The sequence below is a fragment of the Myxococcus sp. MH1 genome, assembly GCF_059738865.1.
Genome location: NZ_AP026947.1, coordinates 8,936,054 through 8,962,686, shown reverse-complemented (window position 1 = coordinate 8,962,686; position 26,633 = coordinate 8,936,054). Strand labels below are relative to the sequence as shown.

The following is a 26,633-nucleotide window of genomic DNA, read 5'->3' as shown; positions in this document are numbered from 1 at the left end:
TCAGGCTCAGGACTTCAGGAAGGCGAGCAGGTCCGCGTGGAACTGCTCGCGGTGCGTCACCGTCAGGCCGTGCGGAGCGCCGGCGTAGACCTTGAGCGTGGAGCCCTTCACCAGCCGGGCCGCCGCGCGCGCCGCGCCCTCGATGGGGACGATCTGGTCGTCATCGCCGTGGATGATGAGCGTGGGGACGTCGAACTTCTTCAGGTCCTCGGTCTGGTCCGTCTCCGAGAACGCCTTGACGCAGTCGTAGGCGGGCTTGAGGCCGCACTGCATGCCGGCCAGCCAGAACGCGTCGCGCGCGCCCTGGGAGACCTTGGCGCCGGGGCGGTTGGCGCCGAAGAAGGGCGTGGTGAGGTCCTGGAAGAACTGGGAGCGGTCGGCGAGGACGCCCGCGCGGATGTTGTCGAACACCTCGATGGGCAGGCCGCCCGGGTTGCTGGCCGTCTTCGCCATGAGCGGAGGCACCGCGCCCACGAGCACCGCCTTGGCCACGCGCCGGGTGCCATGCCGGGCGATGTAGCGCGCCACCTCGCCGCCGCCGGTGGAGAAGCCCACGAGCACCGCGTTCTTGACGTCGAGCGCGTCGAGCACCGCGGCCAGGTCGTCGGCGTAGGTGTCCATGTCGTGACCGGACCACGTCTGGGTGGAGCGGCCATGGCCCCGGCGGTCGTGCGCGATGGCGCGGTAGCCGTTCGAGGCGACGAACTGGAGCTGCTCGTCCCAGCTGTCCGAGTTCAGCGGCCAGCCATGGCTGAAGACGACGGGCTGACCCGTGCCCCAGTCCTTGTAGAAGATGCGCGCTCCATCCTTCGTCGTGACGATGCTCATCGTGCCGGCTCCTTCGGGAAGTGACTTCCGCGAGAGCCACCGTAGCCAGGTGCACGGTCGCGCCCCACCCCAAGCCGAGGCGCGCCCGACTCCCCCGGATGGGGGAGGGTGTCTCAGAGCGGCGTGGGCTCCAGCCTCGCGACGAAGTGCGACAGCCCCGGCACGGGCGAGTCCTGGACCAGCTTCAGGCCGTGGCGGATGGAGGCGCGGCGCTGATGCACGGCGGCCACGCACTTCGCCACGTAGGCCATGTGGTGGTTCGTATAGGCCCGCCTCGGGATGGCGAGCCGGAACAGCTCCAGGCGCGGGAGCTTCTTCCTGCCTGTGACGGGGTCGGTGTCCTCGAACGCCAGCGCGCCGAGCCCCACGCCACGGATGGCGCCCTCGCGATACAGCTCCACGCTGAGCACGTCCGCCGGGTAGCACCGCTGGGGGATGTGCGGCAGGAACGCGCCGGCGTCGATGAAGACCGCGTGTCCGCCCACCGGGCGCAGGATGGGCACCCCCGCCTCGGTGAGCAGGTCCCCCAGGTAGCGCACCTGGGAGACGCGGTGGGCCAGGTACTCCTCGTCGACCATCTCGCGCAGCCCTATCGCCAGGGCCTCCAAATCCCTCCCCGCGAGCCCGCCATAGCTGAGGTAGCCCTCGTGCAGGATGGTCCGGGGCGCCAGCTGGTAGTAGAGGGCCTCGGTGCGCATGGCCACCAGGCCGCCGATGTTCACCAGCGGGTCCTTCTTGCAGCTCACGGTGATGGCGTCCGCGCAGTCCATCATCCGGCGGAGGATTTGCGCGCACGTGAGGTTCCGACAGGACGCCTCGCGCTGCTGGATGAAGTACGCGTTCTCCGCCATGCGCGCGGCGTCCAGGAACAGGGGGATGCCGCGTGCGCGGGTCAGCCGCGCGCAGGCCCGCAGGTTCTCCAGGCTGACGGGCTGGCCACCGCCGGAGTTGTTGGTGACCGTCACCATGACGAGCGGAATGCGCCGCGAGTGCGGATGCTGCGCGAGGGCCGCCTCCAGCTTGCTCAGGTCGACGTTGCCCTTGAAGGGGGCGTCCACCTCCGGCTGGTAGGCCTCTTCCACCACGCAGCTGAGCGGCTGGGCCCGGGCCTGGAAGATGTGGGCCCGCGTGGTGTCGAACGGCATGTTCATGGGGATGAGGTCCCCTTCGCGGGCCAGCGAGCTGAAGACCACGTGCTCCGCGGCGCGCCCCTGGTGCATGGGCAGGAAGTGGTCGAAGCCGAGCAGCTCCTGGAGGGTCTTCTTCAACGTGTAGAAGCTGTCCGCGCCCGCGTAGGACTCGTCGCCGTTCATCAGCGCGGCCCACTGCGCCTTGCTCATGGCGCCGGTGCCGGAGTCCGTCAGCAGGTCCAGATACACGTCCCGGCTCTTGAGCTGGAACATGTTGTAGTGGCTGGCGCGCAGGGCCGTCTCGCGGGTGTCGCGCGAGGGCAGGGCGAGCGGCTCGACCATCTTGATGCGGAAGGGCTCGGGCAGGACCTGGGGCTTCGTCATCGGCGACGCTCCTCATCGAGGGGGCTGGGGACGACGAACTTGCGGCGCCGAGGTTCCGTTGCCCATTGAACCGACGGACAGTCCTCGAGGGCGATGCCCCGCAGGGCGAGCTGCTTGCGGGCCCCGGACAGAGCGCCTCCGCGCATGTCTGGAATCGAAAGGCCCCGAGCGCGCCCCTGGAGCCTCCGGGCTTCGTCGGTTATGCGCCACTGCGTCCACCAAGCGTCCGATGACGAACGTGACGAGGGACTCCGTCCGCCGCATGCGGGGTGGCTGGCCTAGGGTCCGACGCGTGGACCCCGTGGATACTGGAGACGCGCGCGCGAGCGCGGAGGAGGGCCGGAGTCGGACGCCTCGGCTGGACGTGGGGGCCTGGAAGAGCGCGGTGGCGCGCGTGGTCTTCCTGGCGCTGACGTGGTGGGCGCTGTGTGACGGCGACCCGAGCAGCCTGACGTTCGGCCTGGTGGTGGTGGGCGTCGTGTCCGGGGTGAGCTTCGTGTTGAGTCCGCCGCGTCGCCACGCGTGGACGCTCCTGGGCGTGGCGGGCTTCGCGCTCTTCTTCCTGAAGGGCTCGGTGCACGGCGGCTTCGACGTGGCGAAGCGAGCCCTCTCGCCCAGCCTGCCCATCTCCCCCGTCTTCGTCCGCTACCCGATGCGCCTGCCCGAGGGCGCGCCCCAGACGCTGTTCCGCATCACCCTCAGCCTGATGCCCGGCACGCTGAACGCGGACGTGGAGGGCGAGGAGCTGGTGGTGCACGCGCTCGTGGACCGGGGGCAGGGCATCCATGAGGAGCTGGAGGACCTGGAGCGCCGCGTGCGCCGCCTGTTCGGCCTGGACGCGTCCGCTCCGCCGCGGGAGGGCGCCCATGCATGAGTTGCGCACGGGCCTGGCCCTCTTCCTGCTCCTGAACATCCTGGCCGGCATGGTGCGCGTCGTTCGTGGGCCCACGCTGACGGACCGCTTCATCGTGGCGCAGCTTTTCGGCACCACGGGCGTGGGCGTGCTGGTGCTGCTCGCCGGGAACGAGGGGAGCGCTCCCCTGCGGGACGTGGCCCTCATCTTCGCGTTGCTCGCGCCCGTCACGGTGGTGGCCTTCGTGCGCTTCGCGGTGGGCAGCGACGCGGAGGACGCGCGCGCTCGCGGCGAGGAGCCGCGCCGATGACCCTCCTCGACGGTGTCTCTTCGGCGTTCATGCTCGCGGGCGCGGGCTTCTGTCTGGCGGGCACGGTGGGCGTGCTGCGCTTCCCGGACGTGTACTGCCGGCTGCACGCGCTCACCAAGGTGGACAACCTGGGGCTGGGCCTGGTGGTGGTGGGCCTGGCGCTCCAGTCGGGCTCGTGGGCCACGGCGCTCAAGCTGTTCCTGGTCTGGCTGTTCGTCCTCGTCGCCAGCGCCTTCACGTGTCAGCTCATCGCCCGCGCGGCGCTGCGGCGGGGCACGCCCGCCTGGACTGGACGGCGGGAGTCATGATGGACGGGCTGCTCGACGCGAGCCTCGCCATCTGTCTGCCCCTCCTGGCCTGGCTGGTGCTGAGGACGGAAGCGCTGTCGCAGGCGGTGGTGCTCTTCGTGGCCTTCGGCCTGTTCTCCGCGCTGGGCTGGGCGCGGCTGGACGCTCCGGACATCGCGCTGGTGGAGGCCGCGGTGGGCACGGGCCTGACGGGCGCGCTGCTGATGCACACGCTGAGCTGGACGGAGGAGGACTCCTCGGACGTGCGCGCCCGCGCGCGGCGCAGGCCCTGGGCGCTGTTGTGCACGGTGGCGCTGGCGGCGCCGCTGGGCTGGGCGGTGCTCGCGCTGCCCGCCGACAGCCGGGGCCTGGGGCCGCTCATCGCCGCGCGCCAGGGGGACAGCGGCGTGGAGCACCCCGTCACCGCGGTGCTCTTGAACTTCCGGGGCTACGACACGCTGCTGGAAATCGCGGTGCTGCTGGTGGCCGCGCTGGGCGCGCGCGCGGTGAACCCGCGCAGCGAGCGGCCGGACAAGGAGGCGATGGAGGACCCGCTGACGGGGGAGCTGTTCCGGATGATGACGCCCGCGCTGCTGCTGGTGGCGGGCTACCTGGTCTGGGTGGGCGACCACGGTCCGGGCGGAGCCTTCCAGGCGGGCGCCATCCTCGCGGGCGGCGGGGTGGTGGCCATCCTCACCGCGCGCATGGGCACGCCGCGCATGTCGTCCCCCCGGGTGCGCTGGGCGCTGCTCACCGGGCCGTTGATGTTCATCCTGGTGGCGGTGGCGCCGCTCGTCTCCGGAGGGCGGCTGCTCGAGTACCCCCAGAAGTACGCGGGCACGCTCATCTTCGTCGTGGAGGCGGCGCTGACGGTCTCCATCGCCATGGTGCTGTTGATGTTCTTCCCCGGGACGCGGCCGCCCCGGGCGCTGCCGGAGGAGACGCCGTGAGCCCGTGGGCCGTCTATGCGCTTTCGGGCGTGGCGATGTTCAGCGTGGGGTTGGTGGGGCTCTTCTCCCATCAGCACGTGGTGAAGCGCATCCTCGCGGCGAACATCGCGGGCTCCGGCGTGCTGCTGGTGCTGGTGGCGCTCGCGCGGCGGGTGCCCACGGGCGTGCCGGACCCGGTGCCGCACGCGCTGGTGCTCACGGGCATCGTGGTGTCGGTGAGCGCCACGGCGCTCGCGGTGGCGCTGGCGCGGCGCATGGCGCGGCTGCAGGCCGAGCAGTCCCACACCCCGGAGCGGGAGCCCGTCTCCGATGGGGAGCTCTCATGACGGGAGCCTCGGCCTTGATGGCGTGGCCCGTCGTCATCCCTCTGCTGGGCGCGGTGCTGGCGCTGCTGGTGGGACGGCCCGCGGTGCGCCTCATCTCGGGCGTGACGTCGGTGGCCACGCTCAGCGCGTCCGCCGTGCTGGCGTGGGAGGTGGCGCACCGGGGTGTGCTGCGCCAGAGCATCGGCGGCTGGGGCGTGCCGCTGGGCATCGAGTGGCGGGCGGACGGGCTCGCCGTGCTGATGCTGCTCACCATCGCCCTGGTGGGCTCGCTCACCAGCGTCCACGCGCTGGACCACCTGCCGGACCGGGAGGACCGGGAGTTCCTGCCGCTGTGGCTGCTGGTCTGGTGCGCGCTCAACGCGCTGGTGCTGTCGGCGGACGCCTTCAACCTCTACGTCACGCTGGAGCTGACCACGCTGGGCGCCGTGGCGCTCATCGCGGTGCGGAGGGATTCGCCGGGGCTGGACGGAGGGCTGCGCTACCTGCTCTTCGCGCTGCCGGGCTCGCTCTGCTACCTGTTGGGCATCGCGCTGCTGTATGGGGCCTATGCGGCGCTGGACGTGGGGCTGCTCGCCGAGCGCGTCCAGCCCGGGCCGGTGACGTGGGTGGCGGCGGCGCTGGTCACGGTGGGGCTGTGCCTCAAGACGCCGCTGTTCCCGCTGCACGTGTGGCTGCCGCCGACGTACGCGGGCGCGCCCACGCCGGTGACGGCGCTGTTGTCCGCGCTCATCTCCAAGGGCTCCTACTACGTGCTGTTCCGGCTGTGGATGGAGGTCTTCGCGCCGGTGATGGACGCGCAGGTGGCGCAGCTGCTCGGGCTGTTGGGCGCGGCCGCCGTCATCTGGGGCTCGTTGCTGGCGCTGCTCCAGTCGCAGCTCAAGCGCGTGGTCGCGTACTCGAGCGTCGCGCAGATCGGCTACCTGTTCCTGGTCTTCCCCATGGCGACGGAGGACGCGAGGGCGGGGGCCATCTACCTGGTCGTCTCGCACGCGGCGGCCAAGGCCTCCATGTTCGTGGCGGTGGGCAACATCCACCAGGCGGTGGGCATCACCACGCTGGGCGGAGTGCAGGGCCTGGCGGGGCGGATGCCGTTCACCTTCCTGGCGCTCGGCCTGGGAGGCATCAGCCTGATTGGCATTCCCCCGAGCGGGGGCTTCATCGCGAAGTGGCTGCTGCTCAACGCGTCCATCTCCACGGGCCAGTGGTGGTGGGGCGTGGTGCTGCTGGTGGGCAGCCTCCAGGCGGCGGCGTACGTCTTCCGCATCCTCCGGGGCTCGTTCCTGCCGCTGCCCGAGGGCGTCACGGTGCGCGCCATCCCGCTGGGCAACGAGCTGGCGCCGTTCGCGCTGGCGCTCATCGCGCTGGTGCTGGGGCTGGTGCCCTGGTTCCCGTTGGGGCTGCTGGCGGTGGGGGCGGCGCGATGAACACCTGGCTGCCCATGTGCGTGCTCTTGAGCTCGCTGTTGCCGGGGCTCATCATCTTCCTGCTCTCCGAGGAGGCGCGGCGCACGCGCACGGTGCTCAACCTGACGGCCGCGGCGACGAAGCTGCTGCTCACGGCGGCCATGGCCTGGGGCGTGTTCCAGGGGCGTCAGTACGAGTCGCGCGTGACCTTCTTCCCCAACGCGGACCTGGTGCTCAGGGCGGACTCGTTCAGCCTGCTCTTCATCACGCTGTCCGCGGTGCTGTGGTTCGTGACCACCATCTACGCGGTGGGCTACCTGGAGGGCACCGGGCACCGCAGCCGCTTCTTCGGCTTCTTCTCGCTGTGCGTCGCCTCGACCATGGGCATCGCCCTGGCGGGCAACCTCCTGACGTTCTTCCTCTTCTACGAGATGCTCACGCTGTCCACGTATCCGCTGGTCATCCACCGCGGGACGAAGGAGGCGCTGCGCGCGGGCAACGTGTACCTGCGCTACACGCTCAGCGGCGCCACGCTGCTCCTGGCGGGCGTGGTGCTGCTCTACACGCTGGCGGGCTCGGTGGAGTTCACCGAGCGGGGGGCGCTGTCGGCCGTGGCGGGCCACCGCGCGGAATTGACGGTGGCCTTCGCGCTGCTCATCGGCGGGCTCGCGGTGAAGGCGGCGCTGGTGCCGTTCCATGGCTGGCTGCCGGTGGCGATGGTGGCGCCCGCCCCGGTGAGCGCGCTGCTCCACGCTGTCGCGGTGGTGAAGGCGGGGGCGTTCGGCATCACCCGCGTCATCTACGACGTGTATGGCGTCTACCTGGTGCACGACCTGGGGGTGACCCGTCCGTTGGCCGTCGTCGCGGCCATCACCATCCTCTACGGTTCGCTGAAGGCGCTCCAGCAGGGGGACTTGAAGAAGCGGCTGGCCTACTCGACGGTGAGCCAGGTGGCGTACATCGTGGCGGGCATCTCCATCTTCGGCACGGTGTCGACGATTGGAGGGCTGGTGCACCTGGTGCATCAGGGGGTGATGAAAATCACCCTGTTCTTCTGCGCGGGGAACTACGCGGAGGAGCTGCACCTGCACCGGGTGAAGGAGCTGCGTGGGGTGGGGCGGCGGATGCCGCTGACGACGGCGGCCTTCACCATCGCCGCGCTGGGGATGATTGGGATTCCGCCCGTCGCGGGCTTCATCACCAAGTGGTACCTGGGCATCGGCGCGCTGGAGGCGGACGAGTCGTGGCTGGTGGTGGTGCTGCTCTTGAGCAGCCTGCTCAACGCGGGCTACTTCCTGCCCATCGTCTACTCGGCGTGGTTCCAGGCGCCGCGTGAGGACTGGACGCCGAGCCCGCGTCCCCACGGGTGGGAGATTGGCTGGGCGCTGCTGTTCCCGACGGTGGTGACGGCGGCGCTGTCGGTGGCCGCCGGGCTGTTCGCGGGCGCGGAGCTCAGTCCCCTGGGCTGGACGCGGCTCATCACGGACCGGGAGTTCCGGCCATGAGCGGCTGGGAGGAGGTGCCCTCGCTGCTGGTCATGGCGACGTTGGGCGTGCCGCTCTTGCTCACGGTGGCGGTGCTGCTGCCGGCGACGCGCAAGGGGGGCGTCCTGCTGGCGCCGTGGGCGGCGCTGCCGACGGTGGTGCTGGGCTTGAGCGCCGGGGCGACGGTGTATTGGCCGCACGTGCTGTTGGGCATGCGGCTGTACGCGCCGGACGAGGTGACGCGGACGTACCTGCTCTTCACCGGCGTGTTGTGGCTGTTCTCCGGGCTCTTCGCGCGAGGGTATCTGCGCGAGGACGGGCGGAAGGCCTCGTTCTGGGGCTTCTACCTGGCGACGCTGGTGGGGAACGTGGGCGCGGTGCTCGCGCGGGACATGGCGAGCTTCTACCTGTTCTTCGCGATGATGACCTTCTGCGCGTATGGGCTCGTGGTCCATTCGCGGGACGAGCGCGCGGCGCGGGCGGGGCGCGTGTACATCATCATGGCGTTGGTGGGCGAGGTGCTGCTGCTCGCGGCCTTCTTCCTCATCGCGGGCACGCGCATCAACCTGACGTTCGACGAGGTGCCGCGCGTGGTGGCGCAGTCGCCCGAGCGCGCGCTCATCTGCGTCCTGATTCTCGCGGGCTTCGGCGTGAAGGTGGGCGTGCTGCTCTTGCACATGTGGCTGCCCCTGGCGCATCCGGTGGCGCCCGCGCCGGGCAGCGCGGTGCTCAGCGGCACCATCATCAAGGTGGGCGTGCTGGGCTGGCTGCGCTTCCTGCCGCTGGGCGAGGCGAGCGTGCCCCAGGTGGGCCAGGTGCTCGTGGTCCTGGGCCTGGCGGCGAGCTTCTACGGCGTGCTGGTGGGGCTGACGCAGAGGGAGGCGAAGACGGTGCTCGCCTATTCGAGCATCAGCCAGATGGGGTTCTTGACGCTCGCGGTGGGGCTGGCGTTGGGCGCACCGGAGGCGGCGCCGGTGTTGGTGGGCGCGGTGCTCGTGTATGCGACGCACCACTCCCTGGCGAAGGGGTTGTTGTTCCTGGGCGCGGGGCTGGTGCACGAGACGGGGCGCCGGGGCTGGCGCGCGGTGGTGGTGTGGGTGGGGCTGGTGTGGGCCGGGCTGGAGATCGCCGGAGCGCCGCTGACGAGCGGGGCGTTGGCGAAGTTGTCGTTGAAGTCGGCGGAGGCGGTGGCGCACGCGCCGGAGGTGGTGCCGACGCTGTTGTCGCTGGCGGCGGTGGGCAGCACGCTCATCATGGCGCGCTTCCTGGTGACGGTGCTCCCCGATGCGCCCGAGCAGGGGACTCGCGCCACCGGAGGGATGTGGTTGTCGTGGGTGCTGCTGCTCGTCGTGGACACGGTGCTGCTGGTAGGGCCGCCGGTGGGCTCGGAGTTCCTGCCCAAGCTCCTGGAGCCGAAGAATCTGCTGTCCGCGGCCTGGCCCGTGGCGCTGGGTGTGGCCGTGAGCGTCGTGGCGTGGCGCATGGGCCGGAGCGTGCCGGAGATACCGGCGGGGGACGTGCTGTGGCCCTTGTCGCGGCGGGTGCTCCCCGGGTGGCGACTCTTGACGCGAGGGGCGGAGCGCGAGGACTCGAAGCCGAGTGAGTTGACGGTGCGCACGCTGCGCGGGTTCGAGCGGGTGCGGGACCTCTTCCTCCGCGCGGTGGGTCGCGGGGAGGAGGGGCTGAGCCGGCTGAGCCACGTGGGCTTCCTGCTGCTGGTGTTCCTGGGCGTCTTCCTGTTCCTGCTGGTGCGCTGAGGCTGCGCGGGCTCGCGAGGACGTCGCCGGTTCACAAGGGCTTCGCGCCGGTGTCGACCTTGCTCTCGCGCCGCGATGAGGGGCCGGCGGAGCCATGCGCGCTTCGCGCGGATGTTGCTCCTGCCCTCGCGCCAGGGCCTGGTGTCGCTGAGCCCGCGAGCTTCGTGAGGGTGGGCCCGGGGCGTGCCTGGCGCCCGCGCGCTCGCGCGAAATAGCGCACCCCGGGGCGCGGCCCGCGTGTCGAGCACGCGGGCCGGTGAGGCTCAGCCGCGCTGGACGCGCAGGCGGGCCGGCAGGCCGTTGAGGCTGACCTCCTCCTCCTGCCCGGTGAAGCCCTCGGGCCCCACGTGGATGGCGGAGGCGAGCGTCTCCCGCGCAATCAACGCGCGGCCCTCGTCCGTCACGCGCTTCACGCGCGCATCACCGTCCACCCAGAGCTGGATGGTGTCCGTGTAGCCCAGCTCCAAATCCTTGCGAGCCCCCTGCACCCGCGCGAGCAGCTCGCGCACGAGCCCCTCGTCGACGAGCGCCTCGGTGAGCTGCGTGTGGAGCACCACCACGCCCGCGCCGGTGCCCGCCGCCGCGAAGCCGGGGTTGGCCTCCACGAGCGTCTCCAGCTCCTCGCCGGTGAACACCAGCTTCTCGCCGCCCAGCTCCAGCGCCACCTGCCCCGTCTGGAGCAGCTCGCGGTGCAGCGCGCGCCCGTCGCCCGTGTCGAAAGCCTTGCGCACCGGCGCCAGCTTGGGCCCGAGCCGCCCGCCCACCGCGCGCAGGTTCGGCCGCACCCGGAAGCGCACCACGTCCGCGTCCGGGCTGCCCGGCTCCACGAAGCGCACCTCGTGCACGTTCAGCTCGTCCGCGAGCAAATCCTTGTACGCGGCCAGCCGCTGCGTCAGCTCCTTGCGCGCGAGGATGATGTCCGCGCGCGCCAGCGGCTGGCGCACCTTGAGCTTGTTGTCCGTGCGCACCTTGAGGCCCGGCGACACCAGCTCGCGCACCGCCGCCATGTCCGCGGCCAGCTCCGCGTCGATGAGGCTCGCGTCCGCCTTGGGGAAGTCCGCCAGGTGCACGCTCTCCGGCTGCGTCGCGGGCCAGGGCTTGCGCACCAGGTTGCCCCACATCTCGTCGGCGAAGAACGGGATGAACGGCGCGGAGATGGCGGCGATGGTGGTCAGCGCCTCGTACAGCGTGAAGTAAGCGTCCTGCTTGTCCTGCTCCAGGCCGGCCGTCCAGTACCGGTCCCGGCTGCGGCGCAGGAACCAGTTGGACAGGCCGTCCACCAGCGCCACCAGCCGCTGGGCCGCGTCGTACACCTGATAGGTGTCCAGCGCCTTCTCCACGTCGCGCAGCGCCAGCTGCACCTCGGAGAGGATCCACCGGTCCAGGAGCGGGCGCTGCTTCACCTCGCGCCAGCCCTGGCTCTGCTTCACCGCCTCCCACGGCGCCGCCTTGGCGTCCGGGTTGCCCTTCGCCGGGTTGAAGCCGTCGATGTTCGAGTAGATGGTGAAGAACGAGTAGACGTTTCGCAGCTTGATTTGAAAGTCCTTCTGCAACAGCCGCACGTTCGCCAGCGAGTGGCGCGTGTTGGACCACGTGGGGCTCGCCGCGTAGAAGAACCAGCGGAACGCGTCCGCGCCGGGGGCCTTGGCGTTGGGGTCCTTCACGGTGACGCGCTCGGAGGCCGCGAGCCTCGGCACCTCCACCGGCATCACGCCCGCGCCCTTGGCGGACGGCGCCACGCCCAGCTTCTCGTGCTCCGCGGGCCCGAGCAGCACCACGCGGCGCTTGAGCTTCTTGTGCGCCTTCACCGTCACGGTGACAAAGACGTCCGGCCGGTCCGGGCGGAACACCTGCACCTTGGCGCCCTCCACCAGGTCCAGGCCCTCCAGGTCCTCGCGCGCGATGAGCGCCACGCCCGGCTCACCCGGCATGCCCGCCTCGGCGGCGGTGAGCACCGCGAAGTCCATGCGCACTTCGTCGAGGATGATTTCGGGCGGCGTGTAGTTGCCCTTGGACTTGGACTCCTTGCGGCCCTCCTTGTCGGAGACGTGGCCCAGCACGATGCAGCTCTTGTACGGGTGCGGCCACTCCCGCTGGGGCACGAGGCCCAGGCGCGCCTGCGTCTCCTCGTCGAAGACCAGCGTGCTCACCATGAGCAGGGAGTAGAACCACCCGCGCGTCTGGTCGATGGCCTCGGAGATGAAGTCCGCCGGGAAGGCGCGGTTGAAGATGGCGTGCGAGCCCTCCGCATGCGGGAAGCCCCACTGCGCGAAGGGCATGCAGCCCGAGTCGAACCACACGTCCACCACCTCGGGCACGCGCACGAAGCGGCCCGGGGTGCCCGGCTTCTCGTACGTCACCTTGTCAATCCAGGGCTTGTGGACGATGAGGTGGCGCGCGTTGGCCTCGTGCGGCTTGCCCTTGAGGAACGCGGCGAGCTCCGACTCCACGGCGCCCAGGTTGCTGCCGGGCTTCTGGCGCAGCGCCTCGAGCGAGGGCACCGCCTCCACCTCGCCCGTCTCCGAGTGGACCCACAAAGGCAGCGGCGTGCCCCAGTAGCGCTCGCGCGACAGGGCCCAGTCGACGTTGTTGGCCAGGAAGTCGCCGAAGCGGCCTTCCTTGATGTGCTCGGGCACCCAGTTGACGGCGCGGTTGTTGGCGATGGCGCGGTCCTTCACCGCCGTGGTGCGGATGTACCAGGCGGGGCGGGCGAACTGGATGAGCGGGTCGTCATCCGCGCGCCAGCAGAACGGGTACTCGTGCTTGTACTGCTCGGTGACGAGCAGCAGGCCCCGCTCCTTGAGGTTGCGCTGGATGTCCTTGTCCGCGTCCTTCACGAACTTGCCGGTGACGAGCGGCACGTCCTCGGAGAAGGTGCCGTCCGGCTTCACCGCGCAGAACAGCTCCATCGCGTGCGGCTGGGCGAAGCGCTCGCGGTCCTTGCGGAAGGCGTCGTAGTCGTCCTCGCCGAAGGCCGGGGCGATGTGGACGATGCCCGTGCCGCTCGACAGCGTGACGAAGTCGGCGGCCAGCACGCGCCAGGCGCGCACGTCGTCGCCGCCGTCTCGCAGCGCCAGCCGCGTGTCCCCCTCCTTGGAGAAGTACACGTCGAAGGGCGGCAGGTAGCGCTGGCCCACCAGCGCGCGGCCCGGCTGCGTGTCGAGGACAGGCAGGTCCTTCTTGAGCTTCTTGGCCAGCTCCTCGCGCAGCGCGGCGGCGACGATGAGCTTGCGGTCGCCCGCGTCCACGGTGACGTAGTCGACGCCCGCGTTGACGGCCGCGTACATGTTGGACGGCAGCGTCCAGGGCGTGGTCGTCCAGACGAGCAGCGAGGTGTCCGGCGCGTCGCGCAGCGGGAAGGCGACGTAGACGCTCGGGTCGTCCACCGTCTTGTAGCCCAGGCCCACCTCGGCCGAGCTCAGCGCGGTGCCGCCCTGCGGCCACCACCAGACCACCTTGTGGCCCTGGTACAACAGGCCCTTCTGGTGCAGCTCCGCCAGCGCCCACCAGACGCTCTCCACGAAGGGGCGGTGGTAGGTGACATAGGCCTGGTTCAGGTCCACCCAGAAGCCGATGCGCTCGGTGAGCCGCTCCCACTCGGAGGTGTAGCGGAAGACGGACTCGATGCAGCGCTCGGTGAAGGGCTCCACGCCATAGCGCTCGATTTCCGCCTTGCCGTGGATGCGCAGCTCCTTCTCCACCTCCACCTCCACGGGCAGGCCGTGGGTGTCCCAGCCCGCCTTGCGAGGCACGTAGTGGCCGCGCATCGTCTGGTAGCGGGGGAACAAATCCTTGATGACGCGGGTGAGGACGTGGCCGTTGTGGGGCAGGCCGTTGGCGGTGGGCGGGCCCTCGTAGAAGACGAAGCTCTTGGCCCCTTCGCGCGCCTCGAGCGAGCGCTCGAAGATGCGACGGTCCTTCCAGAAGGCGAGGATGCGGCGTTCCTCGGCCGGGAAGTCCATCTCCGCGGGTACGGCGTCGAACAGGGCGGGGGGCGCTGACTCAGGCATGGTGGGTGCTTGATAGCACCCGGAGCGAGGGAGGGAAGGGGGCCCGAGGAGGGATGCGCTCCTAGTTCCAGGGATAGGACGGCTCGTAGGTGCTCGTGCCGCCCAGGAGGAAGGGGAGCTTGCCTGTCAGGACGAGTCCCACCTCGCGGCCCTGTCGGACGCGGCCGGGGACGCCGTCCGGGCCGAGCGCGCCGCCCTTGTCGCTCAGGGGCAGGCTGATGCGCACGCCCAGCGAGCCGTAGATGCCCGTGAGGAAGGGGGTGAGCTGCAGGCCCGTGGTGGGCAGGTGGTCCTCGGTTCCGGTGAGGTGGTAGGCGCCCAGCTCCAGGCCCGCGAAGAGCAGGGTGCCCTGGATGCCGCCGGCGAGGCGGGCCTCCCCCTGGGTCATCCACTGGGCCTGGGCGAAGGCGCCCAGGCTCTGGACTTCATGGACCCAGTTGAGGGTGGTTTCCAGCCCCAGCCCGTAGCGGGGCTTGCCCGTGAGGTCGTCGATGCTGACGAGGGGGCCGACGGTGAGCCAGGTCTCGTTCTTGGGGAAGGAGACCTGGGCCTGCGACGCGAAGGGGAGGAGGACGAGGAGGGCGCAGAGGAGGCGTGGGTTCATGGCGTGCTGGAGTTGCAACGCACGGACCTGGAGGAAGTTGCAGCGGAGGCAGGGGGTGGGACGTGTGCAGGGGACTGCACGGTGCGCAGCGGCTGGCGCACGCTCATGAAGTCGAGCGCGGGGCGCGGACGAAGAGCCGGCGCGCGGTGCGCAGCAGCAGGTCCTTGTAGCGAGGCTGGGAGTAGCCGCGCTCCAGGGTGAGGTGTTCCCAGTTGCGCACGGACAGGAGCGTCCAGAGCAGGTCGGTGGCCTCGCGGGCCGTGTAGTCGGGGGAGAGGGTGCCATCGGCGCGCAGGGCCTCGATGGCGGCGGCGCAGCCTTCGCGCATGTCCTCCATGCGCTTCTTCCAGGCCTCGGCGGCCTCTTCGTCGGTGTCGGCCATGGCCATCAGCGCCTTGGCCACGCCGCGAATCTCCGGGATGTAGTCGGCCCAGGCGCCGACGTATGCGTCCAGCCGCTCCGAGCCGCTCTTCGCGGTGCGGCTGGGGACCAGGCGCGTGCGCACGTCCTTGAGCTCGTCCAGGTAGAGCGTGGTGGCGATGAGCAGGGCGGCCCGGGTGTTGAAGTGCAGATAGACGGCCTGACGGCTGACGCCGGCCTTCTTCGCGATGTCGCTCATCCGGACGGCCTGCCCCTGGCGCGTCTCCAACAGGTGCAGCGCGGCCGCGAGGATGCGGGTCCGGGTCTCCGGCGGTTCACTTGACATGATGTAAAGTCGCGAATATCTCTCGCGGAGTCAATTGACACGGTGTCAAGCGAGGGACGGCGATGCGAAACCGGATGACGAAGGGGGTGTTGCTGGTCGTGGGCGCAATCGGGGGGGCGATTGGCGCGGCGTTGTTGTTCACGCCGCAGGCGTTCCACGGGTGGAGTGGAATCGACCATGGAGGGCAGGTGAGTCTGTTGAGCGAGGTGCGCGCGCCGGGAGGGGCGTTGCTGGCGTGTGGGCTGCTCATCATGGCCGGCGGAATCTGGAGCCGGCTGACGTTCACGTCGCTGGCGGTGTCGACGACGCTGTACCTGTCTTACGGCATGTCGCGGCTGTTGAGCCTGGCCGTGGACGGCACGCCCGCGCCGGAGCTGGTCGCGGCGATGGTGGCGGAGTTGGTGATTGGCGCGCTCTGCGCGGTGCTGTGGTCGAGGAGCGCGCAGATGCTGGTGCGCGCGGAGGCGCTGCCGTGGACTTGATGGGTGCTACGTACTTGCAGCCTTCTGCTCAAAGCCCATGACGAAACGGTTCTTCGAGCTTGCTCCCGACATGTCGCTCCCTGGGCGATGTTCTCTCGGAATCCCCACGGACATGAGTGGCCGCGAGGTCGAGGACCCCTGGCTGTTCAAGAAGGGGCGTCGCATCGAGAACCCGGGTCGATTGAGGATTCCCGTGGACGTCCCGGGCAGGACTTTCGATTTCACCCTCGCGGGGATTTCGACACCCGTCGTCCACGTCCGAGTGGCGACGCTGCTCACGGAACTGGCACCCGAGGATGTGCAGGTCATCCCGGTGGAGATTCCGGAGTACCCCGAGCAGTACAGCATCCTCGTGGCGACGAAACTCATCGAGTGCATCGACGACGCGGCGTCCCGGGAGGTGGAGCGGTGGACCGCCGAGGACGGCCGGCCCGAGAAGGTGGGCCAGTACCGGGACGTGGACGGGCTGAGAATCGACCCCTCGAAGGTGGGTGAGGCAAAGCTCTTCCGGACGTGGGGCTGGTCCGTGGCGCTCATCATCTCCGAGGACCTCAAGCTCGCGCTGGAGGCGCTCGGTATCACGGGGATGCGCTTCACTGAGGTCTGAGGTCCACCGTATGGTGGCGCATGGGAACGAAGGAACAGGACGCCCGGGAGCGCATCCTCCGGGCGACCATCATCTGCATCGAGCGCGACGGGCTGGATGCCACCGGCATCCGCGAGATTGCCCGCGAGGCGCAGGTGAACAGCGCCGCCATCAGCTACTACTTCCGCAGCAAGGAGAAGCTCATCACCCAGGCCCTGGACTCCACCCTGGACCAGGCCTTCACCCACGTCCTCCTCGACTTCGACAGGCTCCTCGATGAGGGCCTCTCCGTCCGCGAGGCCTTCGAGACCCTCCTCGAGGACGTCGTCGGCAACGTCGGCCGCTACCCCCGCATCGCCCACGCCCACCTGCACGACGCGCTCGTGCACCAACGCTACGACGGCGCCGCCGTCCAACGCCTCAACACCTTCCTCGAAGCGCTGTCCCGAAAGCTCGCCCCCGCCACACCCCACCTGAAGGAAGCACGCCGCCGACTCGCGCTCACCCAGGTCTGGTCCTCCATCCTCCTCGTGTCCATGCTCCCCCGCGTCTTCGACCAGGTCCTCCTGCTCGACTTCCGCACCCTCGACACCCGCCGCGCCTGGGTGAAGCAATACACGCGGCTGCTCTTCCCCTCCTGAGCCCCCGCCTCCGGCGCGAAGCGTCAACTCCAGTGCAACGGCTGCTTTCCCGCCGTCTTGAACACGTGAGACTTGAAGTCCTTGTGAGTGTTCACTCCTTGGCCGTCTAGCTCCGCGTCGCCAGAGGGCTTTCCGCAAGTCCGACAGTTCCTGAAAGTAGCGATTTTCACGCCCCGCAGATGCGGGCTCGACTGGACGCGTGCTCCCAGGGGGGAGTGTCTGTCTTTCGCGTTTCGCGGGAGGACCGCATGCGTCAATCGTCGAAGTGGGTCGCCTGTCTCGTGCTGTGTTGCAGCGCGCTGGCGTGGGCACTCCAGCCCTCACAACCGAGCCCGTTGGCGAGCCAGGCGTTCTTCAAGCCGGAGCTGTACCTGCCCGTCTCCAACGTGTCCCTGGATGAAGCCCGCTCGAAGCTGAAGGGCGCGGCGCCCGGCGCGTGGGACGACTTCTTCGCCCGCAACGGGCGCGACTTCCACGTGTACCTGGACCCGCTGACGGGCATGCCCTCCGCCGTCCAGGGCGCCATCCCCCTCATCCCCGGCAAGGGCGTGGGCAACACCGTGACGCTCGGCTCGCTCCAGCAGCAGCTGGGCCGCTCCACCGGCGAGGTCGACGAGGCCGTCGTCGCCGACGCACTCTTCAAGTTCCTGAGCGACAACGAGGCCGCGCTCGGCGTGGACCTGCGCCAGCTGGGCCAGCCCCGCGTGAAGCAAGTCACCGACGTGCTGTGGCACGTGCTCATCCCGCAGGAGGTCGACGGCATCCCCGTGCGCCACGGCAAGCTCGTCGCCACGCTCAGCCACGGCAACATGGTGCTCCTGGGGACGGAGGCGTGGAGCAACGTCACCGCGGCCACGAAGCCCACGCTGAGCCCCGAGCAGGCCCTGACGCTCGGCGGTGAGCGCTTTGGCCTCCTGGAGACACCGAGCACGCTGTGGCAGGAGCCCACGTTGGAGCTCGCCCCCCTGGCGCGCGCCGACGCGGCCTTCGGCGAGGGCTACCGTCACCAGCTCGTCTGGACGTATGGCTTCCAGAACCCCGGTGAGGTGGAGCGCTGGAAGGTGACGGTGGACGCGCACTCCGGCGAGGTGCTCGCGCTCGAGGACGACAACCACTACCTGGACGCCACCATCAAGGGCGGCATCTATCCGTTGAGCAGCACCGGCATCTGCCCCGACAACACGACCTGCGGCACCATGCAGCTGGACACGCCCATGCCCTGGGCGAACACGGGCCTGGCCTCGCCCAACAACTTCACCGACGGCGCCGGCGTCTTCAACTACTCCTCCGGCAACGTCACCACCACGCTGGCCGGCCGCTACGTGCGAGTGAGCGACACGTGCGGCTCGCCCAGCACCAGCTCGGCCACCGGCAACCTCAACCTGGGCGGCGCCAACAACCAGCACGACTGCACCACGGGCGGCGGTGGCGCGGGCAACACGCCGGCCTCCCGCTCCGCCTTCTACGAGCTCAACCGCATCGCCGAGCTGGGCCGCGGCTGGCTGCCCAACAACACGTGGCTGCAGAACCAGCTCACCGCCAACGTGAACATCAACAGCACGTGCAACGCCTTCTGGAACGGCTCCACCGTCAACTTCTACCGCAGCGGCGGTGGTTGCCGGAACACGGGCGAAATCGCGGCCGTGTTCGACCACGAGTGGGGCCACGGCATGGATGACTTCGACTCCGGCGGCGCGCTGAGCAACTCCAGCGAGGCGTACGCGGACATCGCGTCCATCTACCGGTTGCAGGCCTCGTGCGTGGGCTATGGCTTCTTCGCCACGACGAACCTGGGCTGCGGCATGACGCCGGACGGCACGGGCTACAACCAGAACGAGGCGCAGGCGGGCGGGACGTGGTGCAACACCCGCTGCTCCGGCGTGCGCGACGCGGACTACCTGGCGCACGCGAACCAGACGCCGGCCACGCCGCAGAACTTCGTGTGCTCGCGCTGCTCCTCCGGCACCGGCCCCTGCGGCCGTCAGGTGCACTGCGCCGCGGCGCCCGTGCGTCAGGCCGCGTGGGACCTGGTCGCTCGTGACTTGCAGGCCGCGCCGTTCAACTACGACTCCAACACGGCGTTCATCATCGGCAACAAGGTCTTCTACCAGGGCAGCGGCAACGTGGGCTCGTGGCACGCCTGCAACTGCTCGGCGGGCACGTCCGATGGCTGCGGCGCGAGCCACGGCTACATGCAGTGGCTGGCCGCGGACGACGACAACGGCAACCTCAACGACGGCACGCCGCACATGACGGCCATCCACGCGGCGTTCAACCGCCACGGCATCGCCTGCTCCACGCCCGCGCCCGCCAACTCCGGCTGCGCCACGGGCCCGAAGACGGCGCCCACCGCCACCGCCACGCCGAGCGACGGCCAGGTGGCGCTCGGCTGGAACAGCGTGCCCGGCGCCAGCGAGTACTGGGTGATGAAGACGGAGGGCTACGCGGGCTGTGACTTCGGCAAGGTGCGCGTCGCCACCGTCACCGGCACCACGTACACGGATGGTGAGGTCGCCAATGGCCGGCAGTACTGCTACTCCGTCGTGCCGGCCAGCTCCAGCGCCTGCTACGGCCCCGCCGCCGCGTGCACCTGCGCGACGGCCGGCGGTCCGTGCACGCCCCCGGGTGTCGCCACCCTCTCCACCCCGGCGGACGGGGCGGCCAACGTGGCGCTGTCGCCCGTGCTCGACTGGGCGGACGTGGCGGGCGCGACGTCGTACGAGGTGCAGGTGGCCACCGACGCGGCCTTCGGCACCGTGGTGCGCTCGGCGACGGCGCTCTCCAACAGCACCTGGAGCGTGACGCCCGCGCTGACGGCCAATACGCAGTACTTCTGGCGCGTGCGAGCGGTGAGCGGCTGCGGCGCCGGCAACTACAGCGCGGCCTTCCGCTTCACCACCGCGGACACCACCTGTCAGCCCGCGGCGGCCCCGGTGCTCGCCACGCCGTCCAATGGCGCGACGGGCGTCGCGCTGTCCCCCGTGCTCGACTGGGGGGATGTGACGGGCGCGACGTCCTACGAGGTGCAGGTGGCCACCGACGCGGGCTTCTCCAGCGTGGTGCGCTCGGCCTCGACGCTCCCCACCAGCACCTGGAGCGTGACGCCCGCGCTGACGGCCGGCACGCAGTACTTCTGGCGGGCGCGCGCGGTGGATGCGTGCGGCGCGGGCAACTACAGCGCGGGCTTCAGCTTCACCACCCAGACGGGCGGAGGCGGGACGTGCACGACGCCGCCCGTGGCCACGTATGACGCCACGCTCGGCACGCCGGTCTGCGGCAACGGCTGCGGCTGCGACACCGGAACGCTGGTCAACAGCCGTGGCAGCCAGTTCCTCGCGGCGGAGCCGAACGAGCCCAACACGCTGGATGGCTGCCCGGATGGTCCGTTCGGCTTCTACCACCTGGACGAGAGCATCGACCGCGTCGTGCTGCGCAGCGTGGACGGCGGGCCGATTACGCCGGGCAAGCAGGTCAAGGTGGACGTGACGGTTTGGTGCTACGACGCCACGGACAAGCTCAACCTCTACTACGCCCCCGTGTCCGGCTTCCCGCTCTGGTCCACGCTCGTCACCGGCCTGCAGTGCACGGGCAGCGGCGCTAAGACCTTCAGCCACACCTTCACCGTGGGCAGCAGCGTGGGCCAGCACGTCCTGCGGGCCCAGTTCGTGGAGGCGTCCAGCCCGCAGCTGAGCTGCACCTTCGGCTTCTACGATGACAACGACGACGTCGTGTTCGGAGTCTCCGCCGCCGTCGCGTCCAGCCCCACCCGGCCCCAGGCCGTGCAGGGCCGCGCGAAGGTGACTCGCTGAGCTTGCTCCGGTGCCGCCAGCCCGCTCGTGTCAGGGGCTGGCGGTGCGCCAGGCGCGCCTCTTGGTGGAGTATCGCGAGACTCAGTCCACGCGGCGGCCGGTGAAGCTCACCACGTAGTTGCACGTGGGCGTGTCGAAGTTGGCATCCATGAGCTGGGTCCTGAGGTCGATGAATCCCTCGACGCGGTCTGCCTCGAGCGAATCGCTTTCGATGACGAAGCGCTGCACCACCGTCCCACTGCCGGTGTCGTCCTCGATGAAGGTCTCGAGGCCCACGAACTGGAACGGGCCTCGTTCGACCGAGGTTCCGTTGACGATGAAGGGCGTCTCATCCAGGGGGACCTTGTGGAGCTGGGTCCGGAAGTAGCCAGGGACCTCGATGCGCGTGTCGCCATGCTCTCCCGCGGTGATGGTCCATCGCTGCTTCGTAGAGACCTCCCAGGCAGCCGAGAAGCCCTTCCGGCCGTTGTCGCAGACGTAGGGCACGGCGCTCAGCTCGGCCTCGTTCAGCTCGATGTCGTAAACGCTCTTCTCGAAGCCGCACCCCGTCGACAGCATCACCACGGTGCCGATGGCTCCCAATCTCGCGAACGTCGCCTTCCGCATCCGATGCCTCCTCCGTTGGGGCCGTGAATCACCACCGCGTGCCCTGATGCAATGAGACCTCCTCCGAGGAGACAGGTTCAAGGAGGTGTCTGGATGCCACTCATCCGGCAACCATCTGCCTCCCACGGGGCGTCTCGCGTCTTCAGCACGCTCCGTGCGGCGCTGGGGCGACGGTGAAGTCGAAGCCCTCGGTGGGAAGGGTGTCCGGGAGCCGTTCCACCGGATGGAATCGCAGCCGGGCGCACGCACTGAGCCTCGTGTCAGTGAGGCACGGGCAGGGCTTCATGCTCCCGACACAACAACTGGCTGTCCTCGCGAGACAGCGGCTCGCGCGTCAGTCCGCAGCGGAAGCGCCCCGAGCCTTCGCGCTGGAAGTGCTTGCAGGTGGCGCAGGCGCCGAAGCTGCGCTGGGCGTTCGCCGCCTGCAGCGCGCTCAAGAGTCCGGTGAGCGCCTCCTCGAGTCCCTCGCCATCGCCGGGCAGCCGCGCCAGGGCCCGTTTGAAGAGCTCCGGTGGCAGGGCCGCCCTCAGCACGGCGCGGCCCTCGTCCGTCAGCAGCAGGTGGACGACGCGCCGGTCCTCCGTGTCCGCCTCCTTTCGGAGCAGCCCCTTCTCCTCCAGCAGCAGCAGCGTCTGGGACACGGTGCCCTTGGTGAGCCCCAGGTACTCCGTCAGCGCCGCGGGGGTGTTGCTGTAGCGATTGCACGCCTGCAGGTAGCGCAGCGCCTGCAGGTGCACCGGCTGCAACCCATGGGGCAGCCCCGCCGCCCGCTCCTCCGTTCGGAGCAGGTTCCCGAGTCGCTCGAGCAGCGCGTAGAGGCGGTCGCCGGCCATGGGTCAAAAGGTATCGTGTCGATACTGAGTTGACAAGCGAAGGGGACGGGCGCATTTAGTATCGAGTCGATACTAATCGACCCGCTGAACCACCCGCAGTCCCTGGGAGCACCCCATGACGACGCCCCTGATTGCCCCTGTTGGCCCCTCGAACACGCCCGCGGCCTCCGAGCCCACGCTCGCCGCCCTGAAGACGAAGTTCGGGGGTGTGCCGAAGATGTTCTCCACCTTTGCGCACTCGCCCGCGGCGCTGGAGGCCGTGGCGGGCTACTTCAACGCCATGGGCGGCGCGAAGCTGTCCGCGCGCACGCAGGAGGCCATCGCCATCGCGGTGGCGGAGCTGAACCGCTGCACCTACTGCCTCTCCGCGCACACGGCGCTGGCGAAGGGGCAGGGGGTGAAGGCGGATGAGCTCACGGGGTTCCGCTCGGGGCGCTCGGCGGACCCGCGCGAGCAGGCCATCCTGGACCTGGCCGTGGCCATCGCCCGGACGCGGGCGGCGGACGTGGGCCCGCAGCTGGCGCAGGCGCGCAAGGTGGGGCTGAGCGACGCGGAGCTGGTGGAGGTGGTGGCCGCCGTCGCGCAGAACGTGCTCACCAACTACCTCAACGTCGTGGCGGGCACCGAGGTGGACTTCCCTCGCGTCGCTTGAGTCCTCGCGGAGGTCCGTGGCGTGTTCGCACCGTGTGAGGCCGAGCGGGAGGTCCCCGCCCGGCCCCGCGCGATAGTCGTCATCGCGCGTGCGGCGGCGCCGCGCACGGTGGACGTCGGCCCTCGGGATACCCATCCACGAGGTCATCGCACTCGCAGCCGCGACGGCCGTCCGGGCCCAGGCTCCACACCTCCACGGCGTCTGCCTCGACCGAGTAGCCATAGGGCCGCTCCCAGGGGTCGAGCGGCACGGCCCCGATGATGAGCCCGCTCGTCACCAGGGCCTGGAGTCCTTCTTCTCGCGTCGGGTATCGCCCTGTCTTCATCCGGTAGCCGACCAGCATGCGCCGGAGGTTCTTCAGGTCGTACTGGGCCCGGTCCAGCTGCGCCGCCTTGTAATTGGGGAGGATGACCGCGAACACATTGAAGCCACAGCAGGACAGCAGGCTGAGCGCCACCACCCAGGGCCACACCTTTCGTGGGCGCGGGCGGGAGTCCGGGAGGGGCGGTGGGGCGTCGGTGTCATTCATGGGCGCGGTGGCATTTCAAACCCCATGCCCGCATGACCTCCCCGTGCGCCAAGGTCTGCTCCTGACTCCAGGCGCGTCATCCCGTCAGGGTGGTGCCCCGGGGGCGCGCCGTATTGGCAGACAGGTGCTCGCCGATGGAGGCACCACGCGGCCCCGAGTCCCTCGCGGCGTCTGTGATTGGGTGAGACGGCCCGGAGCATTCTCCTCCGGGCCGCCCGTTGCCGCGAGGAGGACTACGGGCTCAGGGAGATGCTCCCCGCCCAGGAGCCGTAGGAGGACGAGGTGACGCCGTAGCGGCTGGTGCTCGTGTAGCTGCTCTGGCCCGGCTGGATGGTGACCGTGACATCTCCACCGGAGGCGGGAATCGCGCCCGCGTGCACGGCGGCCGCGCAAACATCCGAGTCATCGGTGTACAGGTCCGTGCCCCAGATCGACGCGCCCAGGCTCACCGTCGGGCAGCCGCAGCGGATGGCCCTCCCGGTCTGCCCGCGATAGGACGTCAAGTTGTAGGTCGAGCAGAGCGGCGTCGTCTGGGGCTGTGGAATCTGCGCCCCGATGAAGCGGTAGCTCCCGCCCCAGTAGCCGTAGGAGGACGAGGTGACGCCGTTGCGGGTGGTTCCGATGAACGTGCTCTGGGCCGGCTGCACCTCGACGGTCACCTTCCCCCCGCTGGGGGGCATCACCCCCGCGTGCACCGCGGCGCGACAGATGTCCGAGTCATCGGTGTAGTTGTTCGTCCCCCAGACCGAGCCCGAGCCCCCCGAGGAGCAGGCGCAGCGAAGCTGCTTCCCTGTCTGTCCGCGATACTCCGCGACGTTGACGCTCCCGCAGGGCTTTCCATAGAGCGCGAACAGCGCGTCGGCGTCCGAGCTGGTGAACTCGCCGCTGCTGTTGACGTGAGGGCAGGTGTTCATGACGGAGCCGTCCCACGTGGCGGCCTCCGGCGTCCCCGAGATGGGGATGGCGCCCACGCCCATGTCGCCCTCGTTGTGGCCGTAGTACTGCAGGCAGCTGATGTAGATGTTGTAGTAGTCCGAGTGGCGCAGGCCGAGCGCGTGGCCAATCTCGTGGGTGATGGTGTGCTCGGTGACGTCGAGGGAGAACTCGCCCAGCTGGGTCGTCATCGTGATGTTCGCGTAGGGCAGCCCGAGATCAGGGAAGCCCGCCCTGCTCACGTTCTCGGAGGTGGGCGCGATGGTGATGTTCGCGGTGCAGCCGTCGGTCGGACCGCGCGCGAGGGTGAAGCGCAGCCCCAGCGCGTTGTAGTTCTCGATGGCCAGGTCGAGCCCCTGGCGCAGGAAGATGTAGTCGTCGTACCCAGGCGCGGGGTTGATGCAGATCTTCGTCACGTGGGCGCCGACGAGGTTGGTCGTGCGGAACTGCTCCTGGCTCCCCTCGGTCGCCTGAAGCATCTCGCGGGACGCCTGGAGCGTCACGTGCGCGTCGCCGCCCACGAACACCGCCTCGTCGATGACCTGGATGTCCCGGGCCGGGTAGCCCGCCTCGATGAGGTTGGCGATGATCTCCTCCTGCTCCATCTGAGGCTCGACACCGCCACAACCGGCCAGCCATGCGACACCGGTCGCGGCGAGGACTGCTGCCTGCTTGAACATGGATGCTCGTCTATCTGACAACGGGGAATGCGCCGCCCGGCGTGGGCTTCGCGCCAGGTCTCATAGCGTGCCCCCACCCCAAGTCCTCAGTGACATGTCTGGATGATAAATCCCTCTCGAACCCCGAGATTCGAGACAGCTGAGCGCTGTCAGAGCTTGCTGCTGAAATGGTCTCGCACGCTGGCGAAGACCTGGTCCGCGCGCGGCGCCGGTGGCGCTGGCCGCATGGGACGTCAGGACGACCTTCCCACAGGCCGCGAGGGTGGGAGGGACGTCCGGCGCGTGCTCGAAGACACCCTGGCTGGCGTCGGCGATGCGCCCTCCTGGAGCGCGCGGATGAGCGCCGCCTCGTCGACGATGGACCCTCGCGCGATGTGGCTCAAGAACCCCCGGGGTCCCCATGCGTCCAGCGCCTGTGCTGCCATCAGGCCACGAGTGCCCGCGCCCTCCTGGCAATACCAGCGCCGTCCCGCGCGGGGCGCTCCGGGAGCCACCTTGGCGAAGGGGCCGGCGGGACGCATGAAAGGGCGCCCCGGGCCGGGCACCTCGGCGCCCCCGGTGTTGGAATGGCCCCTCCCCGCGGGGCTGGCGACAACCCCTTAGTCAACGCTCCGTGACGGAGTGCGCCATGTCAGTCATTGTCATGGGATACAGCATCTGTGTTCATTTGAAGGCAGGGCGGTATGCGGGAGTGTCTGGGTCGTTCCCGGGTCCAGGTAGAATTTCAGCTTGCAGGCAATTGAAGGCCTGCCGACCAGGAGCGCACATGCAACGACTTCCCGCCCCAGCGTTCATCTTCAACCTCACCACGTCGTATCTGGCCCCGCGGTGTCTGTATGCGGTTGCACAGCTCGGCGTGGCGGACGTGCTGGGGACGACGCCGATGAGCACGGAGGAGCTGGCGAAGGCGACGGGGGCGCACGCGGACTCGCTGCACCGGATGCTGCGCCTGCTGTCGGCGCAGGGGGTGTTCGAGCGGCGCGCGCAGGGCTGGGCGCACACGGACTACTCCGAGCACCTCAAGGCCAACCACCCGCACTCGCTCAAGGCGCTGGTCATGATGTTCAACGACGACATCAACTGGCGCAGCGCCCAGGCGCTGACGGTGTCCGCGCGCACGGGGCAGACGGCGTGCGACACGGTGACGCCCGGCGGCCTGTGGCCGTATCTCCAGTCCCACCCGGAGGACGCGCGCATCTTCGACGCGGCGATGACGGGCAAGTCGCACATGGCCATCGCGGCCATGCTCCAGGCGATGGAGTTCCACCGCTACGAGCACATCGCGGACATCGCGGGTGGCCGCGGCCACGTGCTGTCGGCGGTGCTCGACGCGACGCCCCGCTCGCGCGGCACGCTGTTCGACCTGCCCCACGTCGTGGAGCACGCGCAGGCGCATGCCCGCATGCAGAAGCAGGGCGGTGACTTCTTCGTCGGGCCGCTGCCGCGCGCGGACGCGTACATCGTCAGCAACATCCTCCACGACTGGGCGGACCCGCAGGCCATCTCCATCCTGCGCAACATCCGCCAGGCGGCGCCGGCCCACGCGGAGCTGCTCGTGCTGGAGATGATGCTGCCGGAGGGGCCGGAGCTGCACCCCGCGCTGGTGATGGACATCGTCATGCTGTCGCTGGCGGGCGGACGCGAGCGCACCCAGGTCCAGTACGACGTGCTCTTCGCCGAGGGCGGCTTCAAGCTGGACCGCGTCGTCCCCACCCAGGGCCCGTACTCCATCATCGTGGGCAAGGTGGCGTGAGCCGTCCGCCCGACGCGGGAGGAGGTAAACCCTCCATTTCGTTGAAGATGTCACTGTGTGACAAGAACTGACCCGCGGGTCCGCGTGCAGGTCGCGC

At 69.8% G+C, this 26,633-nt stretch carries 24 protein-coding genes; 14 read left to right on the top strand and 10 right to left on the bottom strand.

Annotated features, from left to right (window positions below):
• Window positions 1-6: 6 nt before the first annotated feature.
• Together AC6JA9_RS35355 and AC6JA9_RS35350 are read right to left on the bottom strand one after the other, a co-directional pair.
• The gene (locus AC6JA9_RS35355; RefSeq protein ID WP_223751362.1) at window positions 7-828 is read right to left on the bottom strand and encodes an alpha/beta fold hydrolase; all 822 of its coding nucleotides are present in this window, start codon (window positions 826-828) and stop codon (window positions 7-9) included.
• A 113-nt stretch (window positions 829-941) separates the two neighbouring features.
• A complete protein-coding gene (locus AC6JA9_RS35350; RefSeq protein ID WP_223751363.1) occupies window positions 942-2,342 on the bottom strand; it encodes a tryptophanase in 1,401 nt (466 codons plus the stop codon).
• Between the two features lie 301 nt (window positions 2,343-2,643).
• On the opposite strand from AC6JA9_RS35350, the gene AC6JA9_RS35345 reads away from it, so the two are divergent.
• From AC6JA9_RS35345 to AC6JA9_RS35310, 8 genes are read left to right on the top strand one after another with little or no spacing between them, the layout of a single operon-like run.
• A complete protein-coding gene (locus tag AC6JA9_RS35345) occupies window positions 2,644-3,216 on the top strand; it encodes a Na+/H+ antiporter subunit E (RefSeq protein ID WP_194869425.1) in 573 nt (190 codons plus the stop codon).
• Window positions 3,209-3,505, top strand: a complete 297-nt coding sequence (locus AC6JA9_RS35340; protein ID WP_223751364.1) for an MrpF/PhaF family protein — start codon at window positions 3,209-3,211, stop codon at window positions 3,503-3,505. Before AC6JA9_RS35345 ends, AC6JA9_RS35340 begins: the two co-directional genes overlap by 8 nt.
• Window positions 3,502-3,813 (top strand): monovalent cation/H(+) antiporter subunit G, encoded by a 312-nt coding sequence (gene mnhG / locus AC6JA9_RS35335; protein ID WP_223751365.1) that lies wholly within the window; start codon window positions 3,502-3,504, stop codon window positions 3,811-3,813. The genes AC6JA9_RS35340 and mnhG overlap by 4 nt, the downstream gene beginning before the upstream one ends.
• Entirely contained in the window at window positions 3,810-4,742 is a 933-nt protein-coding gene (gene mbhE, locus AC6JA9_RS35330) for a hydrogen gas-evolving membrane-bound hydrogenase subunit E (protein WP_223751366.1), read from the top strand. The genes mnhG and mbhE overlap by 4 nt, the downstream gene beginning before the upstream one ends.
• Entirely contained in the window at window positions 4,739-5,068 is a 330-nt protein-coding gene (locus AC6JA9_RS35325) for a cation:proton antiporter subunit C (protein ID WP_223751367.1), read from the top strand. The genes mbhE and AC6JA9_RS35325 overlap by 4 nt, the downstream gene beginning before the upstream one ends.
• The gene (locus tag AC6JA9_RS35320; RefSeq protein WP_223751368.1) at window positions 5,065-6,492 is read left to right on the top strand and encodes a complex I subunit 5 family protein; all 1,428 of its coding nucleotides are present in this window, start codon (window positions 5,065-5,067) and stop codon (window positions 6,490-6,492) included. Before AC6JA9_RS35325 ends, AC6JA9_RS35320 begins: the two co-directional genes overlap by 4 nt.
• Complete coding sequence (locus AC6JA9_RS35315; RefSeq protein WP_223751369.1) at window positions 6,489-7,976, top strand: proton-conducting transporter transmembrane domain-containing protein; 1,488 nt, start codon at window positions 6,489-6,491, stop codon at window positions 7,974-7,976. The genes AC6JA9_RS35320 and AC6JA9_RS35315 overlap by 4 nt, the downstream gene beginning before the upstream one ends.
• Window positions 7,973-9,712 (top strand): complex I subunit 5 family protein, encoded by a 1,740-nt coding sequence (locus AC6JA9_RS35310; protein WP_223751370.1) that lies wholly within the window; start codon window positions 7,973-7,975, stop codon window positions 9,710-9,712. Before AC6JA9_RS35315 ends, AC6JA9_RS35310 begins: the two co-directional genes overlap by 4 nt.
• Window positions 9,713-9,975: 263 nt before the next feature.
• Here the strand turns inward: AC6JA9_RS35310 and ileS are convergent, their stop codons facing one another.
• The 3 genes from ileS to AC6JA9_RS35295 form a co-directional block, all read right to left on the bottom strand.
• Window positions 9,976-13,722: an isoleucine--tRNA ligase gene (gene ileS / locus AC6JA9_RS35305; RefSeq protein ID WP_497958462.1), complete on the bottom strand. Its 3,747-nt coding sequence runs from the start codon at window positions 13,720-13,722 to the stop codon at window positions 9,976-9,978.
• Between the two features lie 61 nt (window positions 13,723-13,783).
• Window positions 13,784-14,326, bottom strand: a complete 543-nt coding sequence (locus AC6JA9_RS35300) for a hypothetical protein (RefSeq protein WP_408889241.1) — start codon at window positions 14,324-14,326, stop codon at window positions 13,784-13,786.
• A 103-nt stretch (window positions 14,327-14,429) separates the two neighbouring features.
• Entirely contained in the window at window positions 14,430-15,032 is a 603-nt protein-coding gene (locus AC6JA9_RS35295; protein ID WP_497958461.1) for a TetR/AcrR family transcriptional regulator, read from the bottom strand.
• 62 nt (window positions 15,033-15,094) lie between these two features.
• Here AC6JA9_RS35295 and AC6JA9_RS35290 point away from each other — a divergent pair, with 62 nt between their 5' ends.
• From AC6JA9_RS35290 to AC6JA9_RS35275, 4 genes are all read left to right on the top strand, one after another.
• Window positions 15,095-15,514 carry a DUF4345 domain-containing protein gene (locus AC6JA9_RS35290; protein WP_497958460.1) on the top strand — a complete coding sequence of 140 codons (420 nt, stop codon included), beginning with the start codon at window positions 15,095-15,097 and terminating at the stop codon, window positions 15,512-15,514.
• 37 nt (window positions 15,515-15,551) lie between these two features.
• On the top strand, window positions 15,552-16,121 hold the full coding sequence (locus AC6JA9_RS35285; RefSeq protein ID WP_497958459.1) for an imm11 family protein: 570 nt from the start codon (window positions 15,552-15,554) through the stop codon (window positions 16,119-16,121).
• A gap of 20 nt (window positions 16,122-16,141) precedes the next feature.
• Window positions 16,142-16,741: a TetR/AcrR family transcriptional regulator gene (locus tag AC6JA9_RS35280; RefSeq protein WP_267699577.1), complete on the top strand. Its 600-nt coding sequence runs from the start codon at window positions 16,142-16,144 to the stop codon at window positions 16,739-16,741.
• Between the two features lie 248 nt (window positions 16,742-16,989).
• Window positions 16,990-20,550 (top strand): endopeptidase, encoded by a 3,561-nt coding sequence (locus AC6JA9_RS35275; protein WP_497958458.1) that lies wholly within the window; start codon window positions 16,990-16,992, stop codon window positions 20,548-20,550.
• Between the two features lie 81 nt (window positions 20,551-20,631).
• Here the strand turns inward: AC6JA9_RS35275 and AC6JA9_RS35270 are convergent, their stop codons facing one another.
• Together AC6JA9_RS35270 and AC6JA9_RS35265 are read right to left on the bottom strand one after the other, a co-directional pair.
• On the bottom strand, window positions 20,632-21,156 hold the full coding sequence (locus tag AC6JA9_RS35270) for a hypothetical protein (RefSeq protein ID WP_223751378.1): 525 nt from the start codon (window positions 21,154-21,156) through the stop codon (window positions 20,632-20,634).
• A 260-nt stretch (window positions 21,157-21,416) separates the two neighbouring features.
• The gene (locus AC6JA9_RS35265; RefSeq protein ID WP_223751379.1) at window positions 21,417-21,989 is read right to left on the bottom strand and encodes a MarR family winged helix-turn-helix transcriptional regulator; all 573 of its coding nucleotides are present in this window, start codon (window positions 21,987-21,989) and stop codon (window positions 21,417-21,419) included.
• A gap of 115 nt (window positions 21,990-22,104) precedes the next feature.
• Between AC6JA9_RS35265 and AC6JA9_RS35260 the strand changes: the two genes are divergently transcribed.
• Entirely contained in the window at window positions 22,105-22,641 is a 537-nt protein-coding gene (locus AC6JA9_RS35260; RefSeq protein WP_223751380.1) for a carboxymuconolactone decarboxylase family protein, read from the top strand.
• Window positions 22,642-22,720: 79 nt separating this feature from the next.
• Here AC6JA9_RS35260 and AC6JA9_RS35255 read toward each other — a convergent pair whose 3' ends face one another.
• The 3 genes from AC6JA9_RS35255 to AC6JA9_RS35245 form a co-directional block, all read right to left on the bottom strand.
• On the bottom strand, window positions 22,721-23,101 hold the full coding sequence (locus tag AC6JA9_RS35255; RefSeq protein ID WP_223751381.1) for a type II secretion system protein GspG: 381 nt from the start codon (window positions 23,099-23,101) through the stop codon (window positions 22,721-22,723).
• A gap of 302 nt (window positions 23,102-23,403) precedes the next feature.
• Window positions 23,404-24,783, bottom strand: a complete 1,380-nt coding sequence (locus AC6JA9_RS35250; protein ID WP_305070844.1) for a M57 family metalloprotease — start codon at window positions 24,781-24,783, stop codon at window positions 23,404-23,406.
• Between the two features lie 233 nt (window positions 24,784-25,016).
• Window positions 25,017-25,304, bottom strand: a complete 288-nt coding sequence (locus AC6JA9_RS35245) for an NAD(P)-dependent oxidoreductase (RefSeq protein ID WP_223751382.1) — start codon at window positions 25,302-25,304, stop codon at window positions 25,017-25,019.
• A 245-nt stretch (window positions 25,305-25,549) separates the two neighbouring features.
• On the opposite strand from AC6JA9_RS35245, the gene AC6JA9_RS35240 reads away from it, so the two are divergent.
• A complete protein-coding gene (locus tag AC6JA9_RS35240; protein WP_223751383.1) occupies window positions 25,550-26,536 on the top strand; it encodes a methyltransferase in 987 nt (328 codons plus the stop codon).
• The last annotated feature ends 97 nt before the right edge of the window (window positions 26,537-26,633 follow it).

What these genes read in the sequence shown, in the direction of transcription:
- AC6JA9_RS35355 (WP_223751362.1), bottom strand. Translation starts at nt 828, where the DNA reads ATGAGCATCGTCACGACGAAGGATGGAGCGCGCATCTTCTACAAGGAC.
- AC6JA9_RS35350 (WP_223751363.1), bottom strand. Translation starts at nt 2,342, where the DNA reads ATGACGAAGCCCCAGGTCCTGCCCGAGCCCTTCCGCATCAAGATGGTC.
- AC6JA9_RS35340 (WP_223751364.1), top strand. Translation starts at nt 3,209, where the DNA reads ATGCATGAGTTGCGCACGGGCCTGGCCCTCTTCCTGCTCCTGAACATC.
- mnhG (WP_223751365.1), top strand. Translation starts at nt 3,502, where the DNA reads ATGACCCTCCTCGACGGTGTCTCTTCGGCGTTCATGCTCGCGGGCGCG.
- mbhE (WP_223751366.1), top strand. Translation starts at nt 3,810, where the DNA reads ATGATGGACGGGCTGCTCGACGCGAGCCTCGCCATCTGTCTGCCCCTC.
- AC6JA9_RS35320 (WP_223751368.1), top strand. Translation starts at nt 5,065, where the DNA reads ATGACGGGAGCCTCGGCCTTGATGGCGTGGCCCGTCGTCATCCCTCTG.
- AC6JA9_RS35315 (WP_223751369.1), top strand. Translation starts at nt 6,489, where the DNA reads ATGAACACCTGGCTGCCCATGTGCGTGCTCTTGAGCTCGCTGTTGCCG.
- AC6JA9_RS35310 (WP_223751370.1), top strand. Translation starts at nt 7,973, where the DNA reads ATGAGCGGCTGGGAGGAGGTGCCCTCGCTGCTGGTCATGGCGACGTTG.
- ileS (WP_497958462.1), bottom strand. Translation starts at nt 13,722, where the DNA reads ATGCCTGAGTCAGCGCCCCCCGCCCTGTTCGACGCCGTACCCGCGGAG.
- AC6JA9_RS35300 (WP_408889241.1), bottom strand. Translation starts at nt 14,326, where the DNA reads ATGAACCCACGCCTCCTCTGCGCCCTCCTCGTCCTCCTCCCCTTCGCG.
- AC6JA9_RS35295 (WP_497958461.1), bottom strand. Translation starts at nt 15,032, where the DNA reads ATGTCAAGTGAACCGCCGGAGACCCGGACCCGCATCCTCGCGGCCGCG.
- AC6JA9_RS35290 (WP_497958460.1), top strand. Translation starts at nt 15,095, where the DNA reads ATGCGAAACCGGATGACGAAGGGGGTGTTGCTGGTCGTGGGCGCAATC.
- AC6JA9_RS35285 (WP_497958459.1), top strand. Translation starts at nt 15,552, where the DNA reads ATGACGAAACGGTTCTTCGAGCTTGCTCCCGACATGTCGCTCCCTGGG.
- AC6JA9_RS35280 (WP_267699577.1), top strand. Translation starts at nt 16,142, where the DNA reads ATGGGAACGAAGGAACAGGACGCCCGGGAGCGCATCCTCCGGGCGACC.
- AC6JA9_RS35275 (WP_497958458.1), top strand. Translation starts at nt 16,990, where the DNA reads ATGCGTCAATCGTCGAAGTGGGTCGCCTGTCTCGTGCTGTGTTGCAGC.
- AC6JA9_RS35270 (WP_223751378.1), bottom strand. Translation starts at nt 21,156, where the DNA reads ATGCGGAAGGCGACGTTCGCGAGATTGGGAGCCATCGGCACCGTGGTG.
- AC6JA9_RS35265 (WP_223751379.1), bottom strand. Translation starts at nt 21,989, where the DNA reads ATGGCCGGCGACCGCCTCTACGCGCTGCTCGAGCGACTCGGGAACCTG.
- AC6JA9_RS35260 (WP_223751380.1), top strand. Translation starts at nt 22,105, where the DNA reads ATGACGACGCCCCTGATTGCCCCTGTTGGCCCCTCGAACACGCCCGCG.
- AC6JA9_RS35250 (WP_305070844.1), bottom strand. Translation starts at nt 24,783, where the DNA reads ATGTTCAAGCAGGCAGCAGTCCTCGCCGCGACCGGTGTCGCATGGCTG.
- AC6JA9_RS35245 (WP_223751382.1), bottom strand. Translation starts at nt 25,304, where the DNA reads ATGCGTCCCGCCGGCCCCTTCGCCAAGGTGGCTCCCGGAGCGCCCCGC.
- AC6JA9_RS35240 (WP_223751383.1), top strand. Translation starts at nt 25,550, where the DNA reads ATGCAACGACTTCCCGCCCCAGCGTTCATCTTCAACCTCACCACGTCG.